Below are 21,365 nucleotides of genomic sequence, written 5' to 3' on the forward strand. Positions count from 1 at the left end.
AAATGGATGACTACTCCGAAAAAACTGATCAGATACGTCCAAAGGGCAAGAAATAGTCTAGCTATGGAGCATTATGTCAGAATGCTCCAAGCGGCCCTCTTTTATGGTTTTAGTGCCACTGCGCTTATCCTATTGGTATCTCGTTTATTTGTCTTTCCATATTATTTAAGAACTTCCATCATTGTTGGAAGTTCTGTTTTTATAGGCACTTATCTTTATGCTTTTTGGAAAAGACCCTCAAGTGGAGAAGCAGTGCAAAAGTTGGACGCATATTTTGTTGATAATTTACTTGTAAGTGCTTTAAGTTTTCTAGAGGGGAAATCTCTTCTTGCTAAAGGATTAATAGACAAAGCAGAAACAAACAGTGAGAGTGCTTTCCTTCTTTTTAAGAAGCGTGACAAAAAATACTTTAAGCCCAAATGGATTATAGGGCTTGTTTTGGCTTTTGCAGCAGTTCTCAGTTTGTATGTATTCCCAGCTGCAACGCAATTAGAAGCTAAGGATTTGGAACAAGAGAAAGAGATTGTAAAGGAACTAAAGAAAGAAGTAAGTAAGCTTGAGAAAAAGGAATTGTCAAAGCCAGTAAAAAAAGAATTGAATGATCTTAAAGAAAAACTTAAAGATTTAGATATAGCAGAAGAAACTTTGCGTGAAGTGGTGAAAAAGCAAAAAGAATTAGCACTAAAAGAACAGAAGCTAGAAGAAAAGAAAAAGGTAGCCGAACAAGAAGGGACGTCTGAATCCTCTTTAAGTACCGAGGAGCAAAAAGAACTCGCTTCGTTAGAGGATATTAATAATGCACTAGCTAAAAGTGCATCAAATTCTCGAACTACACTAAGTAAGATGGGGAAATCTTTACCATACAGTGCTGGGGCAGCTCAAAATAATAGTTCGCAATCTTCAAGCAATAAAAATGGGCAGCAGGGAAAAAATCCACCTAATTCTGGCGCAGGACAAAGTCAAAGTCAAAGTCAAAGTCAAAGTCAAGGCCAGGGACAAGGACAGGGACAAGGACAGGGACAAGGACAAGGACAGGGACAAGGACAAGGACAGGGACAAGGACAAGGACAGGGACAGGGACAAGGACAAGGCCAAGGACAGGGTCAAGGCCAAGGAACAGGGTCAGGAGCAGGTTTAGGTTCAGGAAGTAGAGATTTACTGTCTATACCTACAAGGATTGGTGGAAACGGGAAAACTTCAGTCGATTCAGGTGGACTTGGAGACGGAAATTCTGCTAGTGAACAACCAGCGGATACTGCTATAACACGCGGCTCATCAAGACCATATAAAGAGGTAGTTAATGATTATTCGGAGTCTTATATAAAAAGTTCCGAGCGCATGCAATTACCAGCTGACTTACAAAGAATCGTTCAAGATTACTTTTCATCAGTTGAAAAAAGAGAATAACGGAGGGGAAACATGACTTATACAACAGAAGACTATATGGATATGAGTAAGCGTTTAGATGATGTTCGAACGGAAATAGGTCAATTTATAGTTGGTCAAAAGGAGGCTGTTGAATTCTCCATTTATTGTGTGTTGGCTGATGGGCATGCCCTCCTCGAGGGATTACCCGGATTGGGTAAAACAATGCTCATACGGACAGTTTCGGAAGTGTTAGATTTATCCTTTTCACGTATTCAATTCACGCCTGATTTAATGCCATCTGATATAACTGGTACTAGTATGATTGAAAGATTAGAAAATGGTAAACAACAATTTACCTTTCAAAAGGGACCAATCTTTAGCCAAATGGTGTTAGCTGATGAGATAAATCGCGCCACACCTAAAACACAAAGTGCACTGTTAGAGGCTATGGGAGAAAAAACAGTTACCGTGCTCGGTGACACTAAACAAATGGACCGACCTTTCTTCGTCCTTGCAACGCAAAATCCAATTGAAATGGAAGGTACCTACCCTTTACCAGAAGCTCAAATGGACCGGTTTTTATGTAAAATATTAGTAGCATATCCTTCTAAAGCCGAGTTAATGGAAATAACAAAACGCACGACAGGTGGATTAACGATTCAACTGAATAAAGTAATGAACGCAGAAGAAATAGTGCGTGCACAGCAAATGGTAAAGGAAGTCCTTATAGCAGATGATATGTTGGAATATGCAGTAGATATTATTGCCGCAACGCATCCTGAGGAAGCAAGCATCCCTGAAATAGCCCAATATGTTCAATATGGAAGTGGTCCTCGTGGATTACAAAGTCTCATAAAGTTAGCCAAAGCGAGAGCATTGGTTGCTGGGAGATATCATGTGTCGATAGCGGATATTAAAACAGTGGCTAAACCGGTATTGAGACATCGTTTATTACTCAATTATGAAGGGGAAGCGGAAGGTAAAACGGCAGATGCACTAATCGATCTTATCTTACAAACAGTAAAACAAGGACAAGTTGTATGAGTAGTGAACAATTAGTACCAAAGGATTGGGCAGGTAAGCTAAGTAGATTATCCATCTCAACTAAATCGAAACTCAGAGGCCAACATAAAGGCTCCCACCGATCTCAGCGTTTTGGTGCATCTCTAGATTTTTCGGATTTTCGCGAATACTCGCCAGGTGATGATGTACGGCAAATAGATTGGAATGTTTATGCACGTACAGACAAGTATTTTATTAAACGTTTTTTAGACGAACAAGAAATGCGAGTGCATATCTTACTTGATACGACTAAGTCTATGGGAGATTCACTGAAATGGAACTTTGCTAAGCAATTAGCTGCTTCTTTAGGAATTCTTGTATTACAGAGAGATGATCGATTATCTTTTTCAGCTGTTAATGAAGACAAAAAGCCGCCCTTTAGAAGAAAGGGTGCAACCTACCGAAAAGCGTTCGTTCAAACTATTTCTGACATAGACGAACCAGAAATGACTTCCACTTTTACAGATAATGCACTTCCTTTTTTACCGAAAGATAGTACTGTATTGTTTGTGATTACAGATTGCTTAGAAAGTATTGAGTCATGGGAACGATTTCTACAGAAATTGCCAAAATTCGCTGGTGATATTCGAATATTACAAGTAGTTACTGATGAGGAGCTCGCTCCATCATACGGTGGGGATGTTCAATTAGAAGATATTGAAACGTTGGAACAAGTAAATGTCTCTATTTCCTCCAGAGTACTTGAATCATTTCATCGAGAAAGAAAAGAGCATCAACAACGATTAGAACTACTTTGTCATAAGTTTGGTATTAAAATACTGCAGGTAAATGCACATGAAGGAATATCACATACAATGTTTCAACAATTATTAAGAGCAAATTGGGTGCAATGAGGTGAATAGGTTTGGGTATTAATCAGTTAATATATTCTTGGACAGCCATTTTCCCAATTGCTGTGCTTTTATATTATTTTTTTCGAAAAAAATATGTAAAAAAATCTGTTTCCTCTACACTGTTTTGGCAGGAGGCAATGAAAGAAACAAAGGCATCCCCATATTTACAACATTTGCAGCGGAATGCTTTGTTTTATTTACAAATGCTCGCCATGCTTTTGCTTGTTCTAGCATTACTTCAACCTTATTGGAAAACAAAATCGATTGCTGGGGAACAGATTGTGTTTGTCGTAGATACTTCTGCAACGATGAAAGTAAATGTAAATAACGCTACTTCTCTTTTTGAACAGCATAGAAGTAAAATGCTTGAGTTAGTCGAGGAATTATCGGGTAAGCCCTTAACATTAATCACAACGGGAAATGAGCCAGTTGTCCTATTGAGGCAAGAAAAGAATACAGAGCAAATGATTAAAGAGATAAATAAACTAGAGATAAGCTATGAAGCAGAAAATATGTCAAAGTCTCTTGATTTTACCCAATCCTTTTTTCAGGATAAAGCAACCTCTGTGTATATTTTTACAGATGATTTAGAAAGGCAATCTCTTCCGTTGCAACATGAAAATGTAAGCTGGAATGTGGAAGCTTTAACAACTGAGGTTACCAATGCATCTATTAAAAGATTTGGTGCAACAGAAACAGCAAATGGAATTTCTACACTAGTTCAAATTGAAAATCAGTCAGAAAAAGAGAGTACAACAGAGCTGACGATATCCAATGAAGAGAAAATATTAGTAACGGAAGTTGTCAATTTACCGCCAAAAGAAACGATTACATTATCTTTTGATGAACTAGTCAATTCAAGTTATTTAAAAGCAAATATAGACATCCAAGATTCTTACCTTTTAGATAATGAAAATATTATATTCATGCAGGATCAATTGTCTAATGTTTTCATAGATAGCACCATACATTCGCTAGTTCGAACTGCTTTTCAGTCATTAGACATTAAAGTGAGTAGTGTTCCTCCAGAGCAAGTTGGTTTGTTGAAGGATGAAGGTATGATGGTCACCAATCAGTTTGGCGTAAATATAGAGGATGAAAGGCCAATCTTATATATAGGCAGGAACGATGCTATACCAAAGGAAGTAAATGGAAACGTTCAGACAACTGAATCTCCATTATTTGCTTTTGCTGATTTAAGGGACATATATGTGAGTTCAGTGTATCCGCCTATAGAGGGCTATACTACTATTGCTTCTGTAGGGGATGATCCATTCATCCAAACCTCACCATCTGGAAATATTATTATCCTTGCAGATATTCAAATGACAGATTGGCCACTGAGTCCTACGTTTCCACTATTTATGTGGAGTGTTAAGGAGCAACTTTCATCAGGAAGTGATTATTTAGGAACATTCACTCCTAACGAGAGAAAGCCTTTATCTCTTGGTGCTTTGGACGAGTGGGAAATTTATACGAAGAATGATGAATATGAGTATGCTATTGAAAATGGTGGGAAGTTTGTAGCACCAAATAAACCAGGCTTATATGTTCTACGTTCGAAAGATGCTGAGAAGAATCTTTCTGTCATATTGCCTCAAGAGGAAAAAGTAATTGAAAAAGGTACTTCATATAAAGTGAATGGACAACAGATGAATGCTGAGGAAGACTATCAAGCCAATTCCTTTGTTCCATTTATATTAATATTACTAATTTTACTATTTGTAATAGAGTGGGAGGTGCAAAGAAGACGTGGATTTACGAGTTGACCAACCACTTTGGCTTTTACTATTAATTCCTATTGGCTTTTATTTTCTTTGGACTTGGCGAAAAGATAAGAAAATCTTTAAGCGAGAGGGGAAAGTAGTCTTTAGTATACGGATACTGGCTATTCTGTGCTTAATATTAGGAATTACTAATCCCTATCTTTTGTTACCTATCAAAGAAGAGCAGGTTCTGTTTTTGGTAGATCGCTCTGCTTCTCTACAAGGAACTGACAAACAAATAACGGAGTGGGTAGATGAAAGTTTAAAATCTAAAAAAATGAGCCATTTAGTAGGTGTTTATACATTTGCAGAGAATTTTCAAACGGAAGTAGCACTAACAACGGGAGAAGTGAATTTACCAGTTTTCACTCCTATGTCAGATCCAAGTAATACAGATTTAGCGAAAGCCCTGCAGCTTTCAACAGGTATTATTGAGCCAAACAAAGCTACAAGAATTGTCCTCTTTACAGATGGGATAGAAACAATTGGATCTGTTAGTGATGAAATTGTGAAAATCGCAGGAGGGAATGTCACGATAGATGTTGTTCAAATGGCTCGACTGTCATCGGAAGATGTCGCTATAACTTCCTTTGAGACGCCGCCTGTGGCTTTTGAAGGAGAACAGCAACAATTAAATGTTACCCTAGATGCCACAAGTGAAGCAGTGGCCGAGTTACTTCTATATCAAAATGATCAGCTACTCACGCGCGAACAAATAAATGTAGAACCTGGCACTAATACGTATACATTTAGAAATGCATCTAAGGGCGAAGGATTACTTAAATATGAAGTACAAGTTGTGCTGGCCGAGGATGGACTAATAGAGAATAACAAGTTGACAAGTGTCACAAATGTAGAGAGTTCTCCACGACTTCTAATAGTTACGCATGACGGTAATTCTTCTAATATTGCCACAGTCATTGATCAACAAGCGATTACAACGGATGTTATAGATGCAGGTGTCCTGCCTTTTGATTTATCAAATTATTTATCATATGATGCGATTATATTTGATAATGTACCTGGTCATGTCGTCGGTGAACAGAAGATGATGGTTATTGAACAGGCTGTGAAAAACTTTGGTGTAGGCTTTATGATGGTCGGAGGGAAAAACAGCTTTGGCTTAGGAGGCTATTTTAAGAGTCCTATTGAGCGATTATTACCAGTGGAGATGGAGATAAAAGGAAAGCAACAACTGCCTTCACTGGGGTTAATTATCGTTATGGATAGGTCAGGTAGTATGAGTGGAACAAAATTAGAATATGCGAAGGAAGCAGCAGCACGTTCTGTAGAAATGCTTCGAGAAGGAGATACACTCGGATTTATCGCTTTTGATGATCGACCATGGGAAATAATTGAGACTGCTCCATTGAATGACCAAGAAACAGCTGTAGAAAGCATACTATCTGTAGGGACAGGCGGAGGAACAGAAATTTATACGAGCTTAGCGCTAGCATACGAAAATTTATCACCTCTTAAACTTCAGCGAAAACATATTATCTTGTTGACAGATGGTCAGTCAGCTACCAACAATGACTATCAAACGTTGATAGAAGGTGGTAAAGAGGGATTAATAACAGTCTCCACTGTTGCAGTTGGGCAAGATGCGGATAGATCTTTACTAGAAAGTTTAGCAGAAATGGGAGGGGGCACGTTCTACGATGTCCAAGATGAATCTACTATTCCTGCTATAATGTCCACCGAGACAGCAATTATCTCAAGAACCTATATTGAAGATAATCCGTTCTATCCCACTATTTTTGGAGATGCTGCATGGACAAGTTTGTTTGCAGAAGGAGTTCCTCAAATGAATGCCTATATTGCCACAACACCTAAACAAACAGCTTCCGTTGTTGTTGAAAGTGAAAAAGAGGATCCGGTATTAGCTGAATGGATGTATGGACTCGGTCGCACAATTGCTTTTACATCGGATTCCACTGGTGAATGGAGTGGTGACCTAGCGAGATGGGCTAATTGGGGAGATTTTTGGAATACAGCAGTCTCCAGGTTACTACCAGCATATAGTGAGGTGCCTTTTTCTATTCAAAAGTCCTCGGATGAATCCTTTACTGTTACAGATCCGTCAGGAAAGTCATCATTTTTGGACGTAGCAGTTGTCAATGAAAAAGGCGAAGAGGTTTCTGTTACATCTGAAGCAATTGCACCAGGTAAAGCAAGGGTAACAATAGATAGTGAACCAGGATTAGTGTTTTTCCGAATTTCCAATGAACAAGATGCTGTTTACCAGGCAGGTATTTCCGTTCCTTATAGCGAGGAATACAAAATACAAAAGCCGAATACAGCAATTCTGGAGATGATTACAAGTAGAACAAATGGAAAGATGCTAACTGAACCATCTGAAGCTTTCCGAGAAATGGAACTCTCTAGTTCAGAGAAACAATCTATTCAACAGTCTCTTCTATTGTTAGCTATCTTCTTGTTCTTTATCGATATTACAATAAGAAGATTTGGTTTCCACCTATTGCTTTCTCCGTTCAAAAGATCTGGTAAAAAAGCGGAGCCAGTAAATACGACTACAACCTACGTGGGGAAACTAGTTAGAGAAAAGAAAAAGAGATAAGGCATAAATTTACCAAAAAAGGATGCTTGATGGTTGTGACAGAAGTCATAACCATCAAGCATCCTTAAAATTTCACTCGGAAATCATACAGCAAAAACGTCTTAATCAAATTTCACTTCCGAGAAAGAGTATTGATAAGTTAATTCGAAATTAAATTATCGGGTTTTTTCTTTTAATCCATATAAGTGTGATAGCCCACGAAGCTAGTAGTATGATAGATCCTACAATGAACGGATAGCTTATATTAATATCAAAAAACATCCCTGCTAGCGCTGGTCCAATCATACTTCCTAAACTCATATAAGCATTATTCATACCAGCAGCAAATCCTTGCTCATTACCAGCCATTTTAGAAATTACTGTATTTACTGCTGGTCGGATGAGTGTAGTTGCAGTAGAGAAGATAGATGCGACAAGTAATACAAGTGCAAAGCCGTCTACTACAAAGAATAGTAGAAAAGCTATTGCAGCAACAACCAAATTGACTAAGATAACATTTAATTCGCCAAAACGTTTAAATAGTTTCTCCACTACTAACGTTTGCACGATGACACCTATAAACCCACCAACTGTTAAGACAACAGCAATATCCTGTGGAGTATAGTTATACTTATGATCTACATATAATGAGAACGTCGTTTGGAAGTTTGCTATTCCAAAAGTGAAAACAAAAATTATGATTAACATCATGAAGTAAGGTGTCTTCACTGAATTTTTCATCTGTGTGATGATGTTTTCGCGCTTTTTAGGCTCCGACGGTATTTCGGAAACAGTATTTTTAATATCGGGTAGAATGATTAAAGATATTATTCCTGCAATCAAAGCTGCTAAAGATGCCATGTAAAATGGGAACGATAAGCTTACACTTGCTAAAAATCCTCCAAGCGCTGGTCCAATCATAAAGCCTAGTGACATAGAAGCTCCTAAGAATCCCATTCCTTTCCCACGCTCTTCTAATGTAGTAATATCTGCAACAAATGCCATAGTGGCTGGTATTAAAAAGGCTCCCCCAATACCACTTATAAATCGTGCAGCATACAACATCCATTCATATGTAGCTAACCCAAACCATAATTGAGATGCCGAAAAAATGACCAATCCTACAATAATTAGTTTTTTTCGTCCTAGTTTATCAGATAGGTCACCTGCAAGTGGGGAAAATAGAAACTGACCTAATGCAAAGGAAGCTATAATAAATCCGAGAGCTTGACCTGCAACACCAAAGGTTTCTAGGTATTGAGGCATTACTGGAATTACTAATCCTATCCCCGACATAGCAATAAACATATTGAACATTAAAATATATAATGCCGAACTATTTGTTTTCTTCGCCATAATACTCCTGCTTTCTGTAATTACTTTTATGCGTCTATAGATTCTACCATATTCCTAAAAGAATAAAAACTTTCGAGTAACGAATTATATAATATTTAACATAAAAAAAACCGAGAAAAAAGACGCCCAATCTTCTAAAAATATGCCGTTGATTTTCGCTGCGAGCGGACGCTTTCTGTGGGCACGGCTTCAGCCGCTTCCTCGCTACGCTCCCCACGCTGAAAGCGCCCGCTGAAATAGAAACCAGTAGTATTATTATTCATTCTCTCTTTCAATCACTAAAATAGTGTATATGGTAATTTATTATATAATTTCTACGCAATAAAAAGAGCCGTCACTATGACGACTCTCCCATTTAGTTAGCGCTCATTTTAAATTCTAAGAATAGCTCGTTATATTTACCAAGCATTTCAAGACCTAGGTTTTTATATACTTCTAGATTTTCTCTAGCTTCTTCTAGAGGATAGAACCGCTCATCGGAAGTTACTTCTTCATCCATTAACTCAATTGCTGCAGTATTAGGGATGGAATATCCAACATAATCTGCATTTTGTGCGGCAACTTCTGCATCTAACATAAAGTTGATAAACTCATGAGCACCTTCCACATTTGCAGCAGTTTTAGGTATAACCATATTATCGAACCAAAGATTCGATCCCTCTTCAGGGACTGAATAATCTAATCCTTCGTTTTCCCACATCATATCAGCTGCTTGCCCAGAGAAAGTAATAGCCACGGAAGCTTCTTCATTTATCATTAGCTGAGTTACTTCATCTCCGATAATTGCTTTTACATTTGGAGTCAATTCCTTCAGTTTCGCCGTAGCTTCCAGCAATTCTTTTTCATCCGTAGAGTTAAGGGAATAACCGAGACTATTTAATCCCATCCCAATAATTTCACGTGCACCGTCTACTAGTAACACTTCACCTTCTAAAGATGGGTCCCAAAGTGATTCCCAGCTATCGAAGGTCTGTCCGTCTAGAAGAGAAGGATTGAACACAACTCCAACTGTTCCCCAGAAATAAGGAATGGAGTATTTATTTTTAGGGTCAAATGCTAAGTCTAAAAAGTATGGATCAATATTGCTTAGATTCGGAATTTTAGAATGGTCAATTTCTTGCAATAGATCATTTTCTTTCATCTTTTCAATTGCGTACTCTGAAGGTACCGCAATATCATAAGAAGTTCCGCCTTGTTCTATTTTTGTCATCATTGCTTCATTGGAGTCAAATGTTTCGTACACAACACGATAACCTGATTCTTCTTCAAATTGAGAGATCAAATCGGGATCGATGTATTCACCCCAGTTAAAGATAGTTAATGTATCACTACTGGCATTGCCAGAGCTTTGGTTTAAATATTTATTGACACCAAACAAAATGATACAAACGACAACAATGGCTATAGTTGCTCTAGTTATTTCTTTCATTTTCGAACCCCCATTCCGACAGGGTTTTTCCCACGTTGGCTAACAAAATAATACCCAACCACGAGAACTAGTGTCACTATAAATATGATTCCCGATAAAGCATTAATCGTTAACGTAATACCAGTTCTTGCCATCGAGTAAATTTCAACTGAAAGTGTGCTAAAGCCATTTCCTGTAACAAAGAAAGTTACTGCGAAATCATCAAGAGAATATGTTAAGGCCATAAAAAATCCTGCGAAGATTCCAGGTTTAACAAAAGGGATAATTACGCGTGTCAGAATATCCCGTTTGGATGCGCCCAGATCTGCTGCTGCATCAATGAGCGTACTATTCATGTCTTGTAGCTTCGGTAATACCATTAATACAACAATGGGTATACTAAATGCAATATGAGAAATTAATACGGATGCAAATCCAAGTTTTACCCCAATAGCTGTAAATAGTATCAGGAACGATGCACCAATAACAACATCGGGACTTACTATTAATACATTATTTAAAGAAAGGATAGATCTGCGCAGTGATTTGTTTCGCATAAATACAATGCCGATTGAACCAAATACACCAACTATTGTTGCTATTAATGCAGAAAGTAAAGCAACAATTACTGTATTGAGAAGTATCATGATCAAACGAGTATCTGAAAAGACAGCAGAATAATGTTCCCAAGTAAATGATTCAAACTTATTCATATTTCCACCACTATTAAACGAGTAAAAAATCAGATATAAGATAGGCGTATATAAAACGATAAATACAAGGGCTAAGTAAAACTTCGCTGACTTACTTGTTTTTTCCATTTGCATAAGCCCCCTTATCACGTTGACCAGTAATGATCATTATAATTACCATAAAGATGATTAAGAAAACGGCGATTGTGGAACCCATTCCCCAGTTTTGGGTAACTAAGAATTGCTGCTCAATAGCTGTACCCAAAGTAATAACTTTATTCCCCGCGATTAATCGAGTAATCATGAATAGCGAAAGGGAAGGGATAAATACAGCTTGAATTCCAGCTTTTACCCCATTAATAGTTAATGGTAGAATCACCTTTGAAAATGTCGTCCAGCTAGATGCACCTAAATCTCGACTAGCATCCATTAAGGAAGGATTTAACTTATCCAATGAATTAAAAATAGGCAAAATCATAAATGGGATAAATATATAGACTGATACAAAAACGAAACTAAAATCTGTAAATAAAATTTGTGTTTCTTCCAACCCAAATACATTTAGAAATGCATTTACAGGCCCATATAAACCAAAAATCCCGATAAAAGCATAAGTTTTCAATAATAAATTTATCCAAGAGGGAATGATGATTAACAGCAACCAAAGCTGTTTATGTCGTGTTTTTGTTAGCAAATATGCTGTTGGATATGCAATAAGTAAAGTGAAAAAAGTTATAAGAAATGCATACCAAAACGAACTCAAGGTTAACTTTAAGTAAACTGAAGTAAAAAAGTTTTGATAATTATCTAAAGTGAAGTTTCCACTTAAATCGAAAAAGGAATAATATGCAATTAAAGCAATGGGAGCAACAACAAATAATACAATCCACACATAATAAGGTATTAAATAAAATGCTTTGGTAGTTTTAGTTTGCATATGCGTCTTCTCCATAAGACTCGAGACGTTTGTCAAATTCTTCTTCTGTTTCATTTAAACGCATAACGTGAATAGCCTCCGGGTCGAAATCTAAACCAATAGAAGCACCAACGTCTGCTTTTTTCGTAGAATGTACTAGCCATTCATTTCCCTCATCATCGTAAGTAGAAAGTTCATAGTGAACTCCTCTAAATAATTGTGTATCTACTTTTACCTTCATTTTCCCTTTGTCAACAGCTGTTATTTCTAAATCTTCTGGACGAATAACGATATCTACTTTTTCGTTTGGATTTAGTCCTTGATCCACACATTCAAACTCTTTGTCACCAATTTTTACGCGGAAATCAGCGACCATTGTACCAGAAACAATATTTGACTCTCCGATAAAGTCAGCTACATAGCGATTAATCGGCTCATCATATATATCCATTGGAGTACCACTTTGTTCAATTTCGCCTTCATTTAACACGAAAATTTCATCAGACATTGCCAATGCTTCTTCTTGGTCATGTGTTACGAATATAAAAGTTTTGCCAAGTCTTTGTTGAAGCTCACGTAACTCATATTGCATTTCAGAACGTAATTTTAAATCTAATGCAGAAAGGGGCTCGTCCAATAGAATGATTTCAGGATCATTTACAATGGCACGTGCAATTGCTACACGTTGTCTTTGTCCGCCTGACATTTCAGCAATTTCTCTTTTTTCATAACCTACTAAGTTAACAAATTTCAAAGCTTCTATTACTTTTTGTTCGATTACTTTTTTGCCAAGCTTTTTAATGCGAAGACCGAATGCTACATTTTCAAATACATTTAGATGTGGAAATAACGCATAATCTTGAAATACTGTATTTACCTGTCTTTCATTGGCGGGGACATTATTAATGAGTTTGCCGTTAAAGTAAATACTTCCACTTGTAGGTTGCATAAAACCAGCGATTAAACGTAAAATTGTTGTTTTCCCACAACCAGATGGACCTAGTAAAGTATAAAATTTCCCTCGCTCTAACTCTAAGTTGATATTTTTTAATACGGTCGTTTCTGCATCATATGATTTTGTCACATTTTCAAAACGAATAATAGTATTGTCAGACATAATATACCTCCATTGTTATTTAAGTATCTTACAAATAAGAATTGTTAACGACATAGATTACCTTTGAAATTTCTTCCGCTGCATTTTGTAGCAGATGATTATCAGAAGCATCAAAATAAAGTGATTCACCAGCTGTAGCTATATAGTTTTGTTTACCTATAGTGAGTGTCACTTTCCCTTGTAGCACGTATATGAAAGTCTCGGAAAGAGAAGGTTCGAATTGTTTAAATTGTCCCCCAATATCCAATGAAATTAGTACTGGCTCCATTTCATTTTCATTGGATTCTGAAATTAGCCAATGAAGCTTGTACTTTTTTTCATCATCCAAGTAAATAGTTTGTTCTTCTTTCGGGTAATACACTTTCGTGCGAGAATGATCATCGTCATCAAAAAAATCTTTTGGCTTGGAACCTAGGACGTTTAAGATTGAAAACAATGTTTCGATAGAAGGAGAGTTTATATCTCTTTCCAATTGAGATATAAAACCTTTACTTAAATCGGTTCTTTCACCTAATTCTTCTTGTGTCAGACCTTTTTTTAAGCGCAACTGTTTAATTTTTTTCCCAATTTGCATATTTTTAGGCTCCTTCGGAAATAAACTAGTATTTTTCAGACAAAGTTTATTTTAACACAACTTAAAGTTTACTTTAACAATTTATTTGAGGAATATCAAAATTTTTTTCTTTAACAGAACAAACGCTATTTTTGAAGAATGCATATACTAATGAATGCTGAAAGAAAGAAGGGATATAGGCAGTGAAGTTACGTACTAAATTACCGTCATTTCCAATGGATCCGAGATGGATAAATGGACAGATAAACAATGACAAACTAATAGGGGAAAAGCCCGTCCTAGTTTACTTTTGGTCAGTGAGCTGTTCATTATGTGGAGGAGCATATAATAACATTAGGTTGTGGAAAGAAAAATATAAGGAGAACTTTCATGTAGTAGGCATTCATATGCCAAGATCTAGAGATGACTTATTCGAGAAGCCTATTCTAGATGCAATTCAACGTGGAAGGATGAAGGATTCTATTTATTTGGATCATGAACTAATCGTGACTAATCAATTTCAAAATCGAGTAGTTCCATCTTTTTATTTGTTTGATAAGAAAGGGCTATTAAGGCATATGCAAGCAGGCGAAAAAGGAATGATGATGTTAGAAAAAAGGCTGCTTATGCTTATAAATGAAAACGTAAAATAATGATTAAATTCTCTATCAATTAAAGGATTGGATATGTTAAACTTATCGCATTAGATATGTAGGAGGCATTTAGGATGCACAAAGAATTTGTTGTAGTCGGTTTAGGTAGATTCGGTGGTAGTATTGTCAGAGAGCTGATTGATCAAGGAGCAGATGTTATGGCAATTGATATAGCATCTGAACGTGTAGATGAGTTTGCGACCATTGCCACTCAGGCGGTAGTTGCTGATACAACAGACGAAGCTGTGCTGAAATCATTGGGTATTCGAAATTTTGAACATGTTATTGTTGCTATTGGAGACGATATTCAATCTAGTATTTTGACTACCTTAATGCTAAAAGAGATTGGCGTTAAGAAAATTACAGTCAAAGCACAAAATGATTACCATGAAAAGGTGTTAAGAAAAATCGGAGCAGATCAGGTAGTACATCCTGAAAGAGATATGGGTATTAGAATTGCAAACAATATTCTTTCCAACAATGTATTAGACTATCTTGAACTTTCTGATGAACATTCTATTATGGAAATAAGAGTCAATGAGAAAATAGCAAGTAAATCACTTATTGATTTAGATATCCGTGCAAAATATGGCATTAATATTGTGGCGATTAAACGAGGGAATAATATTATAGTTTCTCCACAGGCCGATGAAAATCTAATACTTAATGATGTGTTAATCATTATTGGAGCGGACGTAGATATTATACGTTTTGAAAAGAAAGTATTATCTTAAAAAAAGTATAAGTTATATAAAAGAGACTGTTTGTGACTCATGTCATAAACAGTCTCTTTGTGTATTAGTGAACTAATAGATAACCCAAAGAAATCATTCTCCAAGTGTAAACCGAACACATAATTACTATTTCTCGTGAAATACTAGGTTTACGAGGAGGTGTGAAATGTCCAAAAAACCGGTTAGTACCAATAAGGAAGATGGTCACTTAGCATGGTGGCAACTATCTCTTATCGGAGTAGGTTGTATTATTGGCACAGGATTTTTCTTAGCTTCTAGCATAGCCATCCAAATGACTGGTCCTTCGGTTATATTGGCTTTCACTATGGCAGCTTGTGCTACCTATATTGTGTTTGAGGCACTTGCTAAAATGTCAGCGAATGATCCACAAAAAGGATCATTTCGAACTTATGCCAAAAAAGCTTATGGACGTTGGGCGGGATTTAGTAGTGGGTGGGTTTACTGGTGTTCTGAAATATTGATCATTGGTAGTCAATTGACAGCGATATCTCTGTTAACCAAACTTTGGTTTCCAAAGGTAGCTCTATGGATATTTGCATTAATTTATGCAATTTGTGGATTGTTAGTGTTATTCATAGGAGCAAAGGCATTTGGAAAACTAGAAAGTGTATTCGCAGTGATGAAGATTGCTGCTATTTTTATGTTCATCATAATTGCAGTTTTGGCATTGACTGGAGTAATAGATGGCAACCCTAAAGATAATATTCCAAGTACATTAGAAGGTTTCTTTCCGAAAGGAATTTTAGGTTTTTGGAGTGCTCTTCTATTTGCATTTTATGCACACGGTGGAATTGAAGTAATGGGTGTCATGGCTATTCATCTGAAAAAGAAAGAAGATGCACCAAAATCAGGTAAGGTCATGTTAGGATTACTTGGTATAATCTATGTCACGTCTCTTATTTTGGCGTTATTATTAATGCCATATACTAAATTTAAGGATGACAAGAGCCCATTTGTTACAGCATTATCCGGTTTTAATCTGGATTTTTTTCCTCATGTTTTTACAGCGGCTATTATTATTGCGGGTTTTTCAACTATGTCAGCATCCCTATTCTCAGTTACGACAATTCTTACTACCTTATCTGAAGAGGGGGATGCACCAGCCATATTTAGTAAGCAAACAAAAAAGAAGTTTAAGATGCCTTTACCAGCAATAGCTCTAACTTCTGTAGGTCTTATTCTTTCGATAGTTACTTCCTTGTTGCTACCAGATAAAGTTTATCAGTATATAACTACTGCAGCCGCATTAATGTTGCTTTATAATTGGCTGTTTATCTTAGCTATGTATCACAGGCTAGTGGATACAACGAAAGCTGATAAGGTAAAAAGAGTAATCGGTATTATTCTTGTTTCGGCAGCTGTCAGTGGGGCGCTTTTTCATTCAACTAGTCGACCAGGTTTCTTCATCAGCCTCATATTCCTATCAATTATCGCGATCATCGTATTATTTTTACGCAAAAACTGGAAAAAAGAAGAGGTTTAAAAAAGTAATTGATAAGCTTGAATGCCAAAATAAATTCCGAAACCAAGCATGGACAAAGAGGAAATGATAGAAATGATAACTAAAAATTTATTGGAAAGAAATTTCCGTGCACCACTAGATAGGAAAGCCATAAAAGTATCCCATAAAATAATACCCCCAATAATTGCAAAGCTATATAAAATGAGTTGACTATCCGTAATTTTTTGAGAGGCTTCAGCTAGTACTGAACCAAATATTCCTAACCAGAAAAGAATGGTTAAAGGGTTTAGCAAAGACAAAAGAAATCCTGAAGATAATGACTGTCTAAATCTAACTCTTTTTTCTTTATGGAAATTTAACTTAATCTTATGGAGCGTTAGTAGACTTTCTATCCCGGTGTAAGTTAGAACAAAGCATCCAAAGGACCATAGAAATATTTTGATATATGGAGAATCAACAAATTGTCCCACTCCAAAATAGACTAACACCATATATAAGATATCAGCCAACAAAGCACCAAAGCCAAAAATCCATGCATGAAAGAATCCGTTCTTTATACCTGTATTTAATTGTGCCGCATTGACAGGTCCCACGGGTGCCGCTAAGGAAATACCTAAAAAAATATAAGTAAATATTGAGTTCATACTAGATGCCTCCATTGAAATGATATCCATGTATAATATTCAAAAGAGGGGACACGTACAACTAAGTTTTAGGGAAAAAAAATAACCTCAGAATTTTAAATTCTGAGGTTATTACTTATACTTCCATAATAATCGGAAGTATCATTGGACGACGTTTCGTCTTTTCATATAAATAAGGACTTAGAACGTCTATAATTTCATTTTTTAGTTCAGACCATTCAGTCTCTTTACTTTGAATAGTGTATCGCAAATGTTTGTTCAACATTTGTTGTGCCTCATTAATCATTGTTCCTGATTCACGCATATAAACGAAACCACGAGAGATAATATCAGGACCTGATACAATTTTTTTCTTCTCCATATCAGCACTTACTACAACAATAACTAAGCCTTCCTCTGATAAGACACGACGATCACGAAGAACAATATTACCAATATCTCCAATTCCACTTCCGTCAATATAAATATCGCCAGAAGGAATTCGGCCAGCAACATGTGCTTCATCCGCACTCAAGGCAAGTACTTCTCCGTTTTCCATAATAAAGGTATTATCCGGATCTACATCGCAATCTACTGCTAATTCAGTATGAATCTTCAGCATTCGATACTCTCCGTGAATAGGCATGAAGAACTTAGGCTTCATAAGACGAAGCATAAGCTTATTCTCTTCTTGTGAACCATGCCCGGAAGTGTGAATATTGTTTAATGAACCGTGGATTACTTCTGCTCCTGCACGGAATAGTAAGTTAATCGTACGATTGACACTTGCTCTATTTCCAGGGATAGGTGAAGAAGAAAATACTACTGTATCTCCAGGTTGAATTTGAATTTGTCGATGTGTACCGTTAGCGATACGAGATAATGCTGCCATCGGTTCCCCTTGACTACCTGTACAAAGTATAAGTACTTCGTTCGCTGGTAATCGGTTCAATGCGCTTACATCCACAAACGTTTCTTTTGGAGCTGTAATATAACCAAGTTCACGACCGATTGTCATAGCATTATCCATGCTTCGACCAAAGACAGCAATTTTACGACCGTGAAGAACAGCTGCGTCGGTTACTTGTTGAAGTCTATGAATATTAGATGCAAAAGTAGCAAAGATAATACGACCATCTACCTTACGGAAAATAGAATCCATGCTTTCTCCGACTTTACGCTCTGACATTGTAAAATTAGGGATTTCTGCATTTGTACTATCTGATAGTAAGCATAGCACTCCATCTTTTCCGATTTCAGCCATTTTTGTTAAGTTAGCTGGTTCACCTACAGGTGTGAAATCAAATTTAAAGTCACCCGTATGCACAATATTGCCGGGTGGTGTTTTTACCACTATCCCAAATGCATCTGGAATACTATGTGTTGTACGATAGAAACTTACAGAAGTTTTTCTGAACTTGATAACATCTTCTTCTTGAATAACGATCATTTTTGTTTGGCGTAGTAAGCCATGCTCTTCTAATTTATTTCTTAATAAACCAAGGGCAAGCTTTCCTCCGTAAACGGGTACATTAATTTGTTTTAAAAGATAGGGAATACCACCGATATGATCTTCGTGACCGTGAGTGATAAAGAGTCCTTTAATCTTGTCCACATTTTTTACTAAATAAGTGTAATCAGGAATTACATAATCAATGCCGAGTAAATCATCCTCTGGGAATTTAATACCAGCATCGATTAATATTATTTCATCTTGGAATTGAACGCCATATGTGTTTTTGCCGATTTCGCCTAGTCCGCCGAGGGCGAAAACCGCAGTTTGGTCATTTTTTACAAATTTCATATATTAAATCTTCTCTACTTTGTAATTCTCGCCGGCTTGTTCGTACTCTAAATGATTACCTTCAAGCAACTGAATTAATTCGATATTATATTTGCGGTCTATTAATAGCGCACGAACTTCGCGCTCAGTTTCAGCCTCTACATATAAACATTGTGTGTTTTCGCGAACTGGTACTTCTAGTACATTCTCTTGATAATAAACTTTAAAAATCATTTTATACTCTCCTTTTTCACGTTCAAAATAAATCAATTCTCTTTATATTATCATGACACTTATTTAAAATAAAGAAAAGCCCTCCATTTTAGAGGGCAAAAGTATTTTACCTGCGTTACGAGTAGTGTAATATCCCGATTTTAAGCCTTGTCCTAAAACTTTGGCGTTAGCGGGAGATTAAATTTAAGTAAGCGGTCAAATGTTAAAACTATCAATCCTGTAGTGAAAAACTGAGGATTGAAGCCTACTTTAAGCAATCGTTTTGTTTCTAAGCATTCCACCGAGCCGTCTCAACCATTTCCTTTTCAGGCGTTTCAACATGGCTATTCACTCCTTATAGAGTATTATATACGCAAGAGTGAAATGTGTAAAGGATTATGACTGAAAAGTCAAATAATTCGCATTTTAGAATGGAGGATTTTTATGAAAAACAAAATTTTATTTTTTGATATTGATGGAACGATTTTAGACCATGATAAAAATATTCCCGATGGAGTAGAAGAGTCACTTCAAAAGGCCAGAGATAACGGACATGAAATTGTCATATCGACTGGACGCTCTCCTTTTACTGCTCAAGATGTTTTAGATCGATTGAAAATAGATTCATTTGTTTGTTATAATGGTCAAATTGTTCAGTTCAGAGGAGAAGTATTACATAAAGGGATTGTTGAGAGGGAAGAATTGGCCCGACTAACGGAGTATGCTAACAAAAGAAAGCAACCAGTTGTGTATATGGACAGTGATGAAATGGTTTCTAGCTTTCCAGATCACCAAGATGTATTCGATAGTATATCTACACTGAAAATAAATTTCCCGCGTTATGCAGAGGATTTCTATTTGACGAATGATATTCATCAAGCGCTTATCTTTTGCAGTTTAGAGGAACAAAAGGAATATGAACAAGCTTTTCCAAATTTAAAATTTGTCCGCTGGCACCGTGTTTCCTGTGATGTTCTTCCTAAAGGGATTTCAAAGGCTAAAGGGATGGATCTTTTGTTAAAACATATTGGAAGAGGACCCGAAGATGCGATAGCTTTCGGTGATGGCCTAAATGATATAGAAATGCTTCAGTTCGCTGGTACAAGTGTCGCAATGGGGAACTGTGTCGAAGAGTTAAGGGAACATGCTACCTTTGTTACGGATCATGTATCAGAGAGTGGGCTTTCCAACGCAATGAAAAAATTAAGGTTAATTTAAGGAGTTTACTAGATGTCCAAAAAGTTTGTCCTCATATATGGTGATGCATTTGTCGATTATATTGCAGAAGATCAAAGCAATAGTCGATTCACAAAGTTTTTAGGTGGTGCGACCGTTAATGTTGCTGCAGGAGTAGCACGACTCGGAGCAGCAACTTCGTTCATAACTGTAACCGGAGAAAATGAAACATCTGAATTTGTTAGAAATGAATTAGCAGAGGAGGGAGTAGATCTATCCTTTTCGCAAATAGTTCCCGAAAAAGAGGTTAGCGGTGTATATGTACATCTCTTGGAGAACAATGAACGTCATTTTGAACGTTATGTTGATGTTACCCCTGACATCCAAGTAGACTTTTCCGCTATTAAGAACGAGATAATTCATGAAACATCTGTTTTTCATTTTTGTTCTGGTACCCTATTTCATCCTATAGCTCTTGGGACAACTAGAAAAATTGTAGAGAATATGAAAAAGTCAAATGTACTTATTTCTTTTGATGCTAACATTAGACCATTACGTTGGAGTAGTGAAGAGAGTTGTAGAGAAACCATCTCTTCCTTTTTTAACATGGTTGATGTATTGAAGTTAACAGAGGAAGAATTATTCTTTTTAACGGAAACGACATCTATAGAAGATGGTATCAAATCTATGCAGCAATATAATATCGAGGCTTTACTTATTACTATTGGTGCAGAGGGGACTTATGCGGTGCTTCACGGGGAAGTAGTACATGTTCCGGTAGAAAAAGTAATACCAGTTGATACGACTGGTGCTGGAGATGCTTTTGTCGCAGGCATTCTTTCAAAGATATACTTGGAGGGGCATCCTTCCACAAAAGAGGACTGGATACGTTACATCGCATTTAGTAATAGGTTAGGTGGGATCTGTGCCACTAAACCTGGTGCATTATCTGCTATGCCAAGATTGAAAGACTTACAATAATGGAGAGTGCAAAATGGTGGTTATAGTTGGTGCAATTACAAATAAAAAGTCTCGAATAGCCATCATA

General features: G+C 36.6%; 19 protein-coding genes. 10 read left to right on the forward strand and 9 right to left on the reverse strand.

The features are described 5' to 3' along the window. Nucleotides 1-6: 6 nt before the first annotated feature. Genes MKX39_RS05145 through MKX39_RS05165 form a run of 5 tightly spaced genes read left to right on the forward strand, consistent with a single transcriptional unit; the run spans nucleotide 7 to nucleotide 7,631 of the window. Nucleotides 7-1,407, forward strand: a complete 1,401-nt coding sequence (locus MKX39_RS05145) for a hypothetical protein (RefSeq protein WP_340768644.1) — start codon at nucleotides 7-9, stop codon at nucleotides 1,405-1,407. A gap of 12 nt (nucleotides 1,408-1,419) precedes the next feature. Further along, nucleotides 1,420-2,412: an AAA family ATPase gene (locus tag MKX39_RS05150; RefSeq protein ID WP_340768645.1), complete on the forward strand. Its 993-nt coding sequence runs from the start codon at nucleotides 1,420-1,422 to the stop codon at nucleotides 2,410-2,412. Continuing rightward, entirely contained in the window at nucleotides 2,409-3,284 is an 876-nt protein-coding gene (locus tag MKX39_RS05155; protein ID WP_340768646.1) for a DUF58 domain-containing protein, read from the forward strand. Before MKX39_RS05150 ends, MKX39_RS05155 begins: the two co-directional genes overlap by 4 nt. A gap of 11 nt (nucleotides 3,285-3,295) precedes the next feature. Then, nucleotides 3,296-5,053, forward strand: coding sequence for a vWA domain-containing protein (locus MKX39_RS05160; protein WP_340768647.1), 1,758 nt, complete (start codon nucleotides 3,296-3,298; stop codon nucleotides 5,051-5,053). Next, complete coding sequence (locus MKX39_RS05165; RefSeq protein WP_340768648.1) at nucleotides 5,037-7,631, forward strand: VWA domain-containing protein; 2,595 nt, start codon at nucleotides 5,037-5,039, stop codon at nucleotides 7,629-7,631. Before MKX39_RS05160 ends, MKX39_RS05165 begins: the two co-directional genes overlap by 17 nt. 150 nt (nucleotides 7,632-7,781) lie before the next feature. On the opposite strand, the gene MKX39_RS05170 is transcribed toward MKX39_RS05165, so the two are convergent. From MKX39_RS05170 to MKX39_RS05195, 6 genes are all read right to left on the reverse strand, one after another. Beyond that, nucleotides 7,782-8,966, reverse strand: a complete 1,185-nt coding sequence (locus MKX39_RS05170; protein ID WP_340761828.1) for an MFS transporter — start codon at nucleotides 8,964-8,966, stop codon at nucleotides 7,782-7,784. A gap of 355 nt (nucleotides 8,967-9,321) precedes the next feature. Next, a complete protein-coding gene (locus MKX39_RS05175) occupies nucleotides 9,322-10,395 on the reverse strand; it encodes an ABC transporter substrate-binding protein (RefSeq protein ID WP_340768650.1) in 1,074 nt (357 codons plus the stop codon). Next, nucleotides 10,392-11,195 carry an ABC transporter permease gene (locus MKX39_RS05180; protein WP_340768651.1) on the reverse strand — a complete coding sequence of 268 codons (804 nt, stop codon included), beginning with the start codon at nucleotides 11,193-11,195 and terminating at the stop codon, nucleotides 10,392-10,394. Before MKX39_RS05180 ends, MKX39_RS05175 begins: the two co-directional genes overlap by 4 nt. Beyond that, the gene (locus MKX39_RS05185) at nucleotides 11,179-12,003 is read right to left on the reverse strand and encodes an ABC transporter permease (protein WP_093535458.1); all 825 of its coding nucleotides are present in this window, start codon (nucleotides 12,001-12,003) and stop codon (nucleotides 11,179-11,181) included. The genes MKX39_RS05180 and MKX39_RS05185 overlap by 17 nt, the downstream gene beginning before the upstream one ends. Next, complete coding sequence (locus MKX39_RS05190; protein ID WP_093535456.1) at nucleotides 11,993-13,099, reverse strand: ABC transporter ATP-binding protein; 1,107 nt, start codon at nucleotides 13,097-13,099, stop codon at nucleotides 11,993-11,995. The genes MKX39_RS05185 and MKX39_RS05190 overlap by 11 nt, the downstream gene beginning before the upstream one ends. Before the next feature lie 28 nt (nucleotides 13,100-13,127). Further along, nucleotides 13,128-13,673 carry a helix-turn-helix domain-containing protein gene (locus MKX39_RS05195; protein ID WP_093535454.1) on the reverse strand — a complete coding sequence of 182 codons (546 nt, stop codon included), beginning with the start codon at nucleotides 13,671-13,673 and terminating at the stop codon, nucleotides 13,128-13,130. Between the two features lie 182 nt (nucleotides 13,674-13,855). Between MKX39_RS05195 and MKX39_RS05200 the strand changes: the two genes are divergently transcribed. From MKX39_RS05200 to MKX39_RS05210, 3 genes are all read left to right on the forward strand, one after another. Beyond that, nucleotides 13,856-14,305, forward strand: coding sequence for a TlpA family protein disulfide reductase (locus MKX39_RS05200; protein ID WP_340768652.1), 450 nt, complete (start codon nucleotides 13,856-13,858; stop codon nucleotides 14,303-14,305). Between the two features lie 74 nt (nucleotides 14,306-14,379). Further along, complete coding sequence (locus MKX39_RS05205; protein WP_093535450.1) at nucleotides 14,380-15,039, forward strand: potassium channel family protein; 660 nt, start codon at nucleotides 14,380-14,382, stop codon at nucleotides 15,037-15,039. A gap of 166 nt (nucleotides 15,040-15,205) precedes the next feature. Next, entirely contained in the window at nucleotides 15,206-16,543 is a 1,338-nt protein-coding gene (locus tag MKX39_RS05210) for an amino acid permease (protein WP_340768653.1), read from the forward strand. On the opposite strand, the gene MKX39_RS05215 is transcribed toward MKX39_RS05210, so the two are convergent. The 3 genes from MKX39_RS05215 to MKX39_RS05225 all read right to left on the reverse strand — a co-directional run bounded on the left by MKX39_RS05215 (nucleotide 16,540) and on the right by MKX39_RS05225 (nucleotide 19,162). Continuing rightward, the gene (locus MKX39_RS05215; protein ID WP_340768654.1) at nucleotides 16,540-17,166 is read right to left on the reverse strand and encodes a LysE family transporter; all 627 of its coding nucleotides are present in this window, start codon (nucleotides 17,164-17,166) and stop codon (nucleotides 16,540-16,542) included. The two genes, MKX39_RS05210 and MKX39_RS05215, sit on opposite strands and share 4 nt — an antisense overlap. A gap of 115 nt (nucleotides 17,167-17,281) precedes the next feature. After that, on the reverse strand, nucleotides 17,282-18,949 hold the full coding sequence (gene rnjA, locus MKX39_RS05220; protein ID WP_093535444.1) for a ribonuclease J1: 1,668 nt from the start codon (nucleotides 18,947-18,949) through the stop codon (nucleotides 17,282-17,284). Between the two features lie 3 nt (nucleotides 18,950-18,952). Then, nucleotides 18,953-19,162, reverse strand: coding sequence for a DNA-dependent RNA polymerase subunit epsilon (locus MKX39_RS05225; protein ID WP_093535442.1), 210 nt, complete (start codon nucleotides 19,160-19,162; stop codon nucleotides 18,953-18,955). A gap of 423 nt (nucleotides 19,163-19,585) precedes the next feature. Between MKX39_RS05225 and MKX39_RS05230 the strand changes: the two genes are divergently transcribed. Next, entirely contained in the window at nucleotides 19,586-20,359 is a 774-nt protein-coding gene (locus MKX39_RS05230) for a Cof-type HAD-IIB family hydrolase (RefSeq protein WP_340768655.1), read from the forward strand. A 12-nt stretch (nucleotides 20,360-20,371) separates the two neighbouring features. After that, nucleotides 20,372-21,298, forward strand: coding sequence for a carbohydrate kinase family protein (locus MKX39_RS05235; protein ID WP_340768656.1), 927 nt, complete (start codon nucleotides 20,372-20,374; stop codon nucleotides 21,296-21,298). The last annotated feature ends 67 nt before the right edge of the window (nucleotides 21,299-21,365 follow it).

Source organism: Psychrobacillus sp. FSL K6-1464 (assembly GCF_038003145.1).
Classification (GTDB): domain Bacteria; phylum Bacillota; class Bacilli; order Bacillales_A; family Planococcaceae; genus Psychrobacillus; species Psychrobacillus psychrotolerans.

Coding starts and splice junctions, on each gene's coding strand:
- MKX39_RS05205 (WP_093535450.1), top strand. CDS start 14,380: ATGCACAAAGAATTTGTTGTAGTCGGTTTAGGTAGATTCGGTGGTAGT.
- MKX39_RS05195 (WP_093535454.1), bottom strand. CDS start 13,673: ATGCAAATTGGGAAAAAAATTAAACAGTTGCGCTTAAAAAAAGGTCTG.
- MKX39_RS05170 (WP_340761828.1), bottom strand. CDS start 8,966: ATGGCGAAGAAAACAAATAGTTCGGCATTATATATTTTAATGTTCAAT.
- MKX39_RS05190 (WP_093535456.1), bottom strand. CDS start 13,099: ATGTCTGACAATACTATTATTCGTTTTGAAAATGTGACAAAATCATAT.
- MKX39_RS05215 (WP_340768654.1), bottom strand. CDS start 17,166: ATGAACTCAATATTTACTTATATTTTTTTAGGTATTTCCTTAGCGGCA.
- MKX39_RS05155 (WP_340768646.1), top strand. CDS start 2,409: ATGAGTAGTGAACAATTAGTACCAAAGGATTGGGCAGGTAAGCTAAGT.
- MKX39_RS05210 (WP_340768653.1), top strand. CDS start 15,206: ATGTCCAAAAAACCGGTTAGTACCAATAAGGAAGATGGTCACTTAGCA.
- MKX39_RS05185 (WP_093535458.1), bottom strand. CDS start 12,003: ATGCAAACTAAAACTACCAAAGCATTTTATTTAATACCTTATTATGTG.
- MKX39_RS05235 (WP_340768656.1), top strand. CDS start 20,372: ATGTCCAAAAAGTTTGTCCTCATATATGGTGATGCATTTGTCGATTAT.
- MKX39_RS05225 (WP_093535442.1), bottom strand. CDS start 19,162: ATGATTTTTAAAGTTTATTATCAAGAGAATGTACTAGAAGTACCAGTT.
- MKX39_RS05180 (WP_340768651.1), bottom strand. CDS start 11,195: ATGGAAAAAACAAGTAAGTCAGCGAAGTTTTACTTAGCCCTTGTATTT.
- MKX39_RS05150 (WP_340768645.1), top strand. CDS start 1,420: ATGACTTATACAACAGAAGACTATATGGATATGAGTAAGCGTTTAGAT.
- MKX39_RS05230 (WP_340768655.1), top strand. CDS start 19,586: ATGAAAAACAAAATTTTATTTTTTGATATTGATGGAACGATTTTAGAC.
- MKX39_RS05175 (WP_340768650.1), bottom strand. CDS start 10,395: ATGAAAGAAATAACTAGAGCAACTATAGCCATTGTTGTCGTTTGTATC.
- MKX39_RS05145 (WP_340768644.1), top strand. CDS start 7: ATGACTACTCCGAAAAAACTGATCAGATACGTCCAAAGGGCAAGAAAT.
- rnjA (WP_093535444.1), bottom strand. CDS start 18,949: ATGAAATTTGTAAAAAATGACCAAACTGCGGTTTTCGCCCTCGGCGGA.